The organism is Streptococcus mitis, from assembly GCF_946190285.1.
Classification (GTDB): domain Bacteria; phylum Bacillota; class Bacilli; order Lactobacillales; family Streptococcaceae; genus Streptococcus; species Streptococcus mitis_CP.
In genome coordinates, this window is the sequence record NZ_CAMHZX010000021.1 from 1 (window position 1) to 539 (window position 539).

Consider the following 539-nt stretch of genomic DNA (forward strand, 5'->3'; position numbering starts at 1 on the left):
GTAGCATCTACGTCAGCGTCAACAAGCGCCGTAGCATCTACCTCAGCAAGTACAAGTGCAGTAGCGTCTACTTCAGCCAGCACAAGTGCAGTAGCGTCTACGTCAGCGTCAACAAGTGCAGTAGCGTCTACGTCAGCGTCAACAAGCGCCGTAGCCTCTACCTCAGCAAGTACAAGTGCGGTAGCCTCTACCTCAGCGTCGACTAGTGCGGTAGCGTCTACGTCAGCGTCGACTAGTGCCGTAGCATCTACCTCAGCAAGCACCAGTGCTGTAGCATCAACGTCAGCGTCAACAAGCGCTGTAGCGTCTACGTCAGCAAGTACAAGCGCTGTAGCGTCTACGTCAGCCTCAACAAGCGCGGTAGCATCAACGTCAGCAAGCACAAGCGCTGTAGCGTCTACGTCAGCGTCAACAAGCGCTGTAGCGTCTACCTCAGCGTCGACTAGTGCGGTAGCGTCTACCTCAGCGTCGACTAGTGCGGTAGCATCAACGTCAGCAAGCACAAGCGCTGTAGCGTCTACGTCAGCCTCAACAAGCGC

General features: G+C 55.8%; 1 protein-coding gene. It reads left to right on the plus strand.

The genetic code is table 11. From position 1 onward, the window contains the following. Positions 1-539, plus strand: a 539-nt coding sequence (locus N8L39_RS09245) for a hypothetical protein (RefSeq protein WP_261039369.1), incomplete at both ends; no start/stop codon positions are given.